The 8,933-nt window shown below is 69.3% G+C and carries 9 protein-coding genes and 2 pseudogenes; 9 read left to right on the forward strand and 2 right to left on the reverse strand.

The window, feature by feature from the left end; genetic code table 11:
* Positions 1-723: 723 nt before the first annotated feature.
* Positions 724-1,587 carry a universal stress protein gene (locus tag G3I60_RS43055; RefSeq protein WP_164294537.1) on the reverse strand — a complete coding sequence of 288 codons (864 nt, stop codon included), beginning with the start codon at positions 1,585-1,587 and terminating at the stop codon, positions 724-726.
* A 312-nt stretch (positions 1,588-1,899) separates the two neighbouring features.
* Between G3I60_RS43055 and G3I60_RS43060 the strand changes: the two genes are divergently transcribed.
* The 8 genes and pseudogenes from G3I60_RS43060 to G3I60_RS46990 all read left to right on the forward strand — a co-directional run.
* A complete protein-coding gene (locus tag G3I60_RS43060; protein ID WP_164294538.1) occupies positions 1,900-2,619 on the forward strand; it encodes a CBS domain-containing protein in 720 nt (239 codons plus the stop codon).
* A 109-nt stretch (positions 2,620-2,728) separates the two neighbouring features.
* A complete protein-coding gene (locus tag G3I60_RS43065; RefSeq protein WP_164294539.1) occupies positions 2,729-3,235 on the forward strand; it encodes a hypothetical protein in 507 nt (168 codons plus the stop codon).
* Between the two features lie 23 nt (positions 3,236-3,258).
* Positions 3,259-3,885 (forward strand): universal stress protein, encoded by a 627-nt coding sequence (locus G3I60_RS47180; RefSeq protein ID WP_164294540.1) that lies wholly within the window; start codon positions 3,259-3,261, stop codon positions 3,883-3,885.
* Entirely contained in the window at positions 3,882-4,337 is a 456-nt protein-coding gene (locus G3I60_RS43075; RefSeq protein ID WP_164294541.1) for a cyclic nucleotide-binding domain-containing protein, read from the forward strand. Before G3I60_RS47180 ends, G3I60_RS43075 begins: the two co-directional genes overlap by 4 nt.
* 65 nt (positions 4,338-4,402) lie before the next feature.
* Positions 4,403-5,086 carry a CBS domain-containing protein gene (locus G3I60_RS43080; protein WP_164294542.1) on the forward strand — a complete coding sequence of 228 codons (684 nt, stop codon included), beginning with the start codon at positions 4,403-4,405 and terminating at the stop codon, positions 5,084-5,086.
* 72 nt (positions 5,087-5,158) lie between these two features.
* Positions 5,159-5,917, forward strand: a complete 759-nt coding sequence (locus G3I60_RS43085; RefSeq protein ID WP_239071016.1) for an RHS repeat domain-containing protein — start codon at positions 5,159-5,161, stop codon at positions 5,915-5,917.
* Between the two features lie 98 nt (positions 5,918-6,015).
* Positions 6,016-6,447 (forward strand): hypothetical protein, encoded by a 432-nt coding sequence (locus G3I60_RS43090; protein ID WP_164294544.1) that lies wholly within the window; start codon positions 6,016-6,018, stop codon positions 6,445-6,447.
* Between the two features lie 44 nt (positions 6,448-6,491).
* A pseudogene (locus G3I60_RS46990) lies at positions 6,492-7,942 on the forward strand (aminotransferase class I/II-fold pyridoxal phosphate-dependent enzyme); the annotation flags it as partial.
* Here the strand turns inward: G3I60_RS46990 and G3I60_RS43105 are convergent.
* Positions 7,908-8,516 (reverse strand): annotated as a pseudogene (locus tag G3I60_RS43105) (glycosyltransferase); the annotation flags it as partial. The pseudogenes G3I60_RS46990 and G3I60_RS43105 overlap by 35 nt on opposite strands.
* A gap of 101 nt (positions 8,517-8,617) precedes the next feature.
* On the opposite strand from G3I60_RS43105, the gene G3I60_RS43110 reads away from it, so the two are divergent.
* Positions 8,618-8,933 (forward strand): leucine zipper domain-containing protein (locus G3I60_RS43110; protein ID WP_164608525.1); only part of this gene is annotated, 316 nt, incomplete at its 3' end.

The following is an 8,933-nucleotide window of genomic DNA, read 5'->3' on the forward strand; positions in this document are numbered from 1 at the left end:
GCAACCGCCTCGTCGGCATCCTCCACGGATGCCTCAAAACCCGCACCCACTACGACGAAGCAACCGCCTGGTCACACCACGCCCAGCCTTATCCCTCTTGACATGAAACGGCATGGGATGTCTGACCACCCATACAGCAGGTCAAACTTGGCTGAGACAACGTCAATTCGGTGAGACGGGTCAGGCCTGGAAGGACCGCTGGATCGTCCTCATCAATGAGACCTCGCACCGCACCGCCCATGATCTCTCGCGGCCCCGGCACAACCGCCCTGACCTGCGGCGGTCCGTCTTCGTTGTCACGAACTGTATTCGGTCCAACTTCAGTGGCACACGTCCCATCTCCGATCGCACAGGTCAGCCGCTGTGCGGCTGCGGCATCCCGCGCTGCGGGTGACCACTCAGCGAGATGAACGCCCGCAGTCCGCTCTTCTGTCGGCTTCGGCCGGTGCCAGCCTGCTCGTGATCAGTGCCATGAACCGCGATGCCAGGGAGATCGCTGCCGGCACCCGGTGTCCCGGGGTCCTGGTGCGGGAAACCGCGGCCGGCGAGATCGTCCCCGGTCTCGATGCGCGTCGCCCGGGGGAGAGCGTGACCGGATTCGCCTTCGACGCCGCGCACCGGCAGGGCCGCCGGCTGCGCGCGGTGCACGCCTGGCAACTGCCGAGACCGGCGAGGGAGCCGGGTCGATACCGGTTCCGCCACCGAAGCTGCAGCGTTCCGACCTCAAGGTTGGGGGACGACCGCCACCGGGCAGGCCGCGTGGTGCAGCAGCGCGTGATTGACCAGGCCGAGCTGGAGTCCCAGGGAGCGGCCCTGACGCCGCTGAGCCCCGACCACCAGGAGATCCGCGGTGACGGCGGCGTCCAGCAGAGCCTTTCTGGCCAGCCCCTCGACCGGTACGCGATCCACGGTGACCTTGGGATACAGGGCCGCCACGTCCCGTACCGCGTCCGTGAGAGTCGTCTCGGCCCGGCGCAAATGCTCACGTGCGGTATCGAAACTCGCCGTGGACTCGTGGTCCGGGCATCGCCATGCGTGCACGGCCTCCACACGGGCACCGCGCCGGTCCGCGGCGCGGAACGCGAAGTCCACCGATGCGTCCGCGGCAGAGACACCGCTGACGCCGAGCAACACACGGTGGTAGGCATCTTGCCGGTTCTCCACAGCACCACGGACGACGATCACCGGTCCGCGCGCGCGAGCTGCGACTCCCAGGCCGACCGAACCGAGCAGCAGTCCGGTGAGTTCCCCACGGCCCCGGTGGCCCACGACCACCGCGTAGGCGCGCACGCTCTCTTCCACCAGCGCCGTCACGGCGCCCTCCACGATGATGTTGCTGCTTATCTTGAGGCCCGGCTGCCGGGCCTCGGCGCGCTCGACCGCCTCGGCGATGATGTTCTCGGCCCGTACCCGCTCGGACGGCCGGCGGTCACCGAACGAGGGGGACATGCCCTCGTAGTGCTCCCACAGTGAAGCGTGCACCAGCCGGAGCGGTAGTTCCTGCCGGACAGCTTCGTCCGCCGCCCAGTCCACCGCCTCCAGACCCGCCTCGGATCCGTCCACGCCCACGACCACCGGAAGTTCCACGGCGCCCACTCCTTGTTCACCGCGCACCGCCCGTGGGTGCGCTCCTGGCTGGGAGCGTCGCACCGGCGGCCGAGCCGTGACAGGGGCGGTCCGGCCTCGTTGGGGGCCGTTCGGCCCCCTGGCCGGCGTCGGGATGTCGTGCTCGATGTGAGCCGGACGGGACCGTTCCCCCGGCACCGGGGCGACCGCCGACGGGTGGACCGTACGGCCCAGGCCGCAGGGCCGGGCGGCCTCTGGGAGGGCGGTTCGCACGGGTGGACGCTGAAGTCGTCCATCGCAGAAGGGCGCTCACACCGAATTGAGGAATCAGCGATGAAGCACAATCGGATCACCGACGTGATGACGGCCAATGTTGTCAAGGCTGTTTACGGTACGCCGTTCAAGGTGGTTGCCGAACGGCTGTCCCGGCACGGCATCAGCGGGCTTCCCGTCGTCGACGACGACGAGAAGGTCATCGGCGTCATCTCCGAGACGGACCTGATGATGCGCCAGGTCCCGAGCGTCGCCGACAACGCTTCGCGGTGGGGCCGGCTCTACCGTACCCACCGCCAGGAGCAGATCAAGGCCCGGGCCCGTACCGCGGGACAACTGATGTCCCAGCCGGCGGTCACGGTGCACGCTGAGGACTCCATCGCCGAGGCCGCCCGCACCATGATGGAGCACAAGGTGGAACGGCTGCCCGTCGTCGACGAGCAGGACCGCCTGATCGGCATCGTCACCCGTCGCGACCTGCTGCAGGTGTTCCTGCGGCCGGACAGCGACATCCGCCGCGATGTGGTCGACGAGGTGCTGGTCCGTACCCTGTGGGTCGTCCCGCAGACCATCGCCGTCACTGTGTACGGCGGTGTGGTGACGCTGGAGGGGGAGCTGGAACGCCGCAGCGAAGTCGACATCGCGCTGCGCCTCACCCCGCTGATCGACGGAGTGGTCGCCGTGGTCGACAAGCTCACGTACCGGCTCGACGACTCGCACCTGAAGGTTGGCGAACCGGAACTCCACGGTGTGGCCGACGACTGGATCCGGAAGCTCTGAGGAACCGCGGAGCAGACAGAGAGGCGACGGGACTGTGAGGGGAACCCGGCGATGGTGGCGTTGGCGGTCCAATCCGCTGCGTCGCCGCTCGGACAGGATCGAAGGATGGGTGAATCTGGTGACGGCCGCGCTCCTGCTCCTCGGGGTGCCGGCGGCCGCGATCACCACGGGTGCCGTCGTCCATACGACCGCTCGAGCGGCGGCCAGGGATCAGCGGGCGACGCGTCACACCGTGCCCGCCGTGCTGCTGGAGGACGCGCCTTCCGCTGTGCCGGGGGCCAGCGGTACCGGTGACCGATTCCCCGTGAAGGTCCGCTGGGGCACGCCCGGCGGAACTGATCGGACGGGAACGGCCAAAGCGGCCGCCGACAGCCCGCGCGGCTCGACCACTGCGGTCTGGGTGGGGCCTTCTGGGCAGCAGGCCTCCGCGCCCATGTCCAGCGGGCAGGTGGCGTCGCTCACCGCAGTCGCTGTGACCGCAGGGGGTGTGCTGGCCATCGCGCTGCTGGTCACCGTTCGAGGTCTGATCCGCCGGGCTACGGACCGGCGCCGGATGGCGGAATGGGAACAGGAATGGTCACAGGTCGGCTCCACGTGGGGACGGCACCCGGCCTGACGTACAGGGCGACGGAGGCAGGCATGTCCGGATCACCGATCCATAACCGCATTGTTGTCGGCGTCGATGGCAGTGAGTCCTCCCGCGCGGCTCTGCGCTGGGCTGCCGCTGAGGCGGTGACCCGACGGGCAGAGCTCGTGGCCGTGCATGCCTGGGAGCCGAGTGGTGCTTTTCTCGCTCCGTACGCCCCGCGGCCTGTCGGTCACACTCCGGCGGAGGAGCGGGCGCGAGCGGGGGACGTACTTCGAGCGTCGGTGCGGCAGGCCCTCGGGCCCAGGCCCGGGGTCGGGGTGAGACTGGTACTCGTGGAGGGCCGCGCGAGCCCCGCGCTCCTCGCCCAGGCCCAGCACGCCCTTCTTCTGGCTCTGGGACACCGTGTGCCCGCGTCCCGCCTGCTGCCTGCGCTGGGCCCGGTCCCCCGCGACTGTGTTCGCCACTCTCCGTGTCCCGTGGTCACCGTGCCGGCCGCCACCGGACGACCGGCCCCGGCAGCCGAAGACGGCCCGGCAGGCCCTCCGGGGAGGGCCGCATGGCCCCTTTCCGCACGGAACGCGCCGTCGGAAGCTGGTGATGAAGGCGCTCCGCCGGCAGTCGTGCTGCCTGGGAGCGCTGCACGGGTCCAGCGCGAGACAAGGGAGACTCCGTCATGAACCGCACCCGAGCCCCTTTCCAGGCGATGTCCGCCGAGAACCGCGACAGGCTGATGGCCTTGTCCCGGGAAGTCTCCTTCCCGGCCGGGGCGAGGATCTTCGAGGAAGGCGGGCGGGCCGATCACTTCTGGATCATCCGCACCGGTGCGGTGCAGCTGGACCTGCATGTGCCGGGCCGCCGGGCCCCCGTCGTCGAGACGCTCGGAGCGGGAGACCTCCTGGGCTGGTCCTGGCTCTTCGCTCCCTACCGCTGGCACTTCGGCGCCGAGGCCCTGAGCCTGGTGCGCACGAGGGAGTTCGACGCCGAGCGGGTACGAGCCCTGTGCACGGAGGATCCGGTACTCGGCCAGCAACTCGCCCTGGCCTGTGCGGAAGTGGTCGCGCACCGTCTCACCGTCTCCCGCAGCAGGCTCCTCGATCTGTACGGACCCCACAGCGCGGTGCGGATGTGACGACGGGACGTACGCGGAGCGCACAACAGCATGATCCATCCATGACCGATCAGAAGGAGCCCGTCATGAATGACACTCCGCGCATCGTCAGCGATGTCATGACCCAGACGGTGGTCGCGGTCAGCCGCACCACGCCGTTCAAGGAGATCGTCAAGACGCTGGAGCAGTGGCACGTCAGCGCTCTGCCAGTGTTGGAGGGCGAGGCCAGGGTCATCGGCGTCGTCTCCGAGGCCGATCTGCTGGCCAAGGAGGAGTTCAAGGATCACGACCCCTCCCGCCTCGAGCAGTTGCGGCGGCTGGACGACCTGGTGAAGGCCGGAGCCGGCACGGCGGGGGAACTCATGACGACCCCCGCTGTGACCATCCATGCCGGCGCCACTCTCGCGGAGGCCGCACGGGTGATGGCCCGCCGCAACATCAAACGGCTGCCGGTGGTGGACGAAGTAGGCACGCTGACGGGTATCGTCAGCCGCTCCGACCTGCTGAAGGTGTTCCTGCGCGAGGACGAGGACATAGCCGGCGAGGTGCGCAGGGAGATCGTCGGCCACCTCTTCCGCGATCAGCGGCCAACGATCGAGGTTGCTGTGGACGAAGGGGTGGTCACCCTTGCCGGGACGATTCCGGACACGTCGCTCATCCCGGTTGCCGCCCGGTTGGTGCGGTCGGTCGCGGGTGTGGTGAACGTGGAGATCCGCCTCACCGGCCACACCAAGCACAGCGAGCCACCGCTCGTGGGACCGCAGTTCTGATCGACCCGTCCCAGGAGCTGGATCCGGAGCCCGGAGACCGCCGATTCATGACGCCTGGTATTCGCTGCGTCAATGCCAGGGGAAGGTCCATTCGGCCCCTGTCGGTGCCCCGTCCGCCCGGGTCACAATCCCTGGAAAGGAACGGGGAGCGAACATGACCGAAGGAAAACAACCCATTCGGGTGCCGCCACCAGCACCATCGACGCCCGGGGTCTGCCCACCGCAGTCTCGTACACGGACACCACTTCACCGGTGGCCACCACTTACGACGCGGCCGGCCAGCGCAAGACCGTCACCGACGCCACCGGCACCCGCACCTTCGGCTACGACCCGGCCGGACATCTGAAGACGGTCACCCCGGAGCACGGCGGGGCCTTCGCCTACAGCTACGACGACGCGGGACAGCTCACCAACCGCACCTACCCGGACGGCAAGACGTACGCCTACGGCTACGACTCCGACGGCCGGCAGAGCAGCATGAGCACCGCGGTCCCGGCAGCGGCGGGCGCACTGGACCCCGCCAAGCTTCAAGGGCTCGCGATCGCCGGCGACGGGACGCAGACGCATGCGGGGGCGGTCGCGGACGGCAAGGTCTGGTACGCGCAGCAGAAGGCGGACGGCACCTGGCCGGCGTTCGAGGACCTGGCCCCCAAGACCGGTAGCAAGCCGTCCGTGAGCGCGGTGGCGGCGGCCTGGGTCAGTGGCGGCCTGCAGGTCACCATGGTCTCCGGCGGGAAGCTGTGGCACAGCGTCCGCAAGAGCGACGGGCCTTGGACCCCCTGGGGCGACGTCTTCACCGCTGCCGGCAGCACCCTGACCAACCTCACCTAGTCCTCCTTGACCTCCACGACCTCCGGTCTGGAGATGGTCGCCATCGCCGACGGCAGCTGTGGCACGCGATCCGCAAGCCCGACGGGACCTGGACCCCCTTGGGCAACGTCTTCGGCGCGGTCGGCAGCACTCTGGCCAATCCCTCGCGTATCACCGTGGCCGCGACGCCCTCCGGGCTGGAACTGGTCGCCATCGCGGGCGGCAAGCTGTGGCACACCGTTCGCAAGTCCGACGGGCACTGGACCGCGTGGGGGGACGTCTTCGGCGCCGTCCACGGCACGCTGACCGATCCGACCCGCGTGACCGTCGCCCCGACTGCATCCGGCCTGGAGGTCCTCACCGTCGCCTCCGGCAAGCTCTGGCACGCCGTCCGCAAACCCGATGCCACCTGGACCCCCTGGGGTGACGTCTTCGGCGCCGCGGGCACCCTGACCGGGCTGTCCGAGGCCACCGCCACCCCGGCGGGCACGGACCTGAAGGTTCTGGCCGGCGCCACCGGACTGATCGGCTACACCAAGCGCGCCAACTGACCGAGCTCTTCGAGCAGGACGTGGCGCGGTTCCTGGGCGTCCCGGACGTCGTGGCGGTCTCCTCAGGAACCATGGCCCTGCACATTGCCCTACTGGCCGCCGGAATCGGCCCGGGCGACGAGGTGATCGTGCCGTCGCAAACCTTCGCCGCGACCCTCCAAGCGATCGTCGCGTGCGGCGCGCACCCGCGATTCATCGAAATCAACCCGGACACCCTGTCATCGAAAGCCAGGACGTGCTCGAAGCGATCACCCCCGACACCCGAGCGGTCATGCCCGTGCTCTTCGGCGGTCGGGCCGTCGACCTCAACGGCATGCACGACGTCCTGGGCGAGCGCGACATCACCGTCATCGAGGACGCCGCACACGCCTTCGGCTCCTACACCGCCACCGCCCGGGTCGGCGCCACCCGGACCGCCTTGACGTGCTTCTCCTTCGGCCCGATCAAGAACCTGACCTGCCTCGAAGGCGGCGCCCTCGTCCCACGTACCACCCACGAGGCAGAGACCGCTCGGCAACTGCGACTGCTGGGCATCAACCAGTCGCAGGCCGAGCGCATCCGCACGACGTCCTACACCGTCGGCGCCTTCGGACTGCGCGGCACGATGTCCTCGATCCACGCGGCCGTCGGCAGCGCCCAACTCGACCAGTTCCCCCTCATCGAGGCCAAGCGCAAGAATCTATGGCGGGCCTACGCGGCCGGGCTGCGCGAGCTGGACGGCGTCGCCCTGGTGGACCTGGACGTGGACGCCACCGTGCCCTTCAACTGCGTGGTCCGCGTCGCCCGCCGCGATGACGTGCACCGGATCCTGCATCAGCAGGGCATCGGGGTCGGCGTCCACTACCCGCCCCATCATCTGCAACCGGCGTTCTCCCCCCTGGTACCGCAGCCTTCCCGTCACCGAGGCCGTCGCCAGGGAGATGCTGAGCCTGCCGTTCCACCCAAACATGAGCATCATGGACGTACAGCACGTGGTCGCAGCCCTCGGACGGGCCGTGACGAAGGTGCGCACCGATCCTGCTGCGGAGGCATCCTGATGACCGGCAGTCCTGAGCCTCCCGTCACGGCCCCGGTCCCGCGGCGCATCCTGACGGTGTGCCTGGGGAACTACTGCCGTTCTCCACTGGCCGCGGTGGTCCTCGCTCAACACGGAGGTGCTGCCGTGGAGGCTCGTTCGGCCGGCATCGTGGACAAGTGGGTCGGCGGGCCCGCACACCCGGCCATGATCGACGCCGCCGCCCTGCGCGGCTACGACCTCACCCGGCATCGCGCCGTCCAGATCAGCCCCGACCTGATGGCATGGGCCGACCTGATCCTGGCGATGGACCACTCGATCCTGGCAACCCTGCGCGTCCTGGCCGACGACCATACTGCGGCCAAGCTGGCGCTGTACCTCGACGACAAGGACATCGCAGACCCCTACGGGCAGGACGACCAGGCATTCGCTGCTTGTGTGGAGGTCATTGAGCGCGGTGCCTGGCGGCACCTCGCGTAGTTCCCCTGCCCGTGGCAGCGGCCAGCACCACATCGACCAAGCGCTCAGCCGCGTCAGGGCGCCCAGCCGCGCGGGCGCGTTCCGCCATGGCCGTACGACGGTCGGGGTCCGCGAGCAGAGGTTCGATCGCGGCTTGCAGGGTGTCCGGTGTCGCATCGCCGAGAAGGGCGATAGCGGCGCCGGCTTCCTGCAGGTGACGGGCGTTGTGCGCCTGCTCATCGCCCGCAGAGGTAGCCAGCGGGATGAACACGGCAGCTTTTCCCAGTGCCGTGAGCTCTGCGATCGTGCCCGCCCCACTGCGGGAGATCATCACGTCGGCCAGCGCGAGGACATCGGGCAGTTCCGCCCCGACATAGCCGGTCAGCAGATAGCGGGCAGCCAGCTCTGCTGGCAGCGTTGCGGTGTGCTGTCGAAGCTCGGTGAGGTTGTCCGGACCGCACTGGTGGATGACGTTCGCCCGGTGCAGCAGCCAGGGCAAGGTGTCGCGGATGAGGGTGTTGATCTGTTGCGAGCCTTGGGCGCCGCCGGTGACGTACACAGTGGGGAGGCGAAGGTCGAAGCCGTGCAGGCCTAGGTGTATTGATCACGAGCGTTGTTGACAGTGGTGGGTCTTGAACATGGCGAAGACCTCCGGTGTGGTGGAGCTGTCTAGGACTGCACCACTCGGAGGTCTTCGTGTCCCACCGTAATGCCCGGCTGACCGTTCATGGCAGACGGCTTCTCATCGAACGTGTCGTATCCGGCCGTCCGGTCGCTCATGTCGCGGCGGAGATGGGGATCTCGCGGGCCACGGCCCACAAGTGGGTCCGCCGGTGGCGCGCGGAGGGCGAGGCGGGGCTGCACGACCGCTCCAGCCGCCCGCGCACGACCCCGCACCGCACGCCGGCCGCGGTCGAGGCGAGGGTGTGTGCACTGCGGCAGGCCCGCAAGCTGGGACCGGCCCGGATCGGACCGATCCTGGGCCTGCCCGCCTCGACCGTCCACCGGATCC

The organism is Streptomyces sp. SID13666 (genome assembly GCF_010548325.1).
In the GTDB taxonomy this organism is placed as follows: domain Bacteria; phylum Actinomycetota; class Actinomycetes; order Streptomycetales; family Streptomycetaceae; genus Actinacidiphila; species Actinacidiphila fildesensis.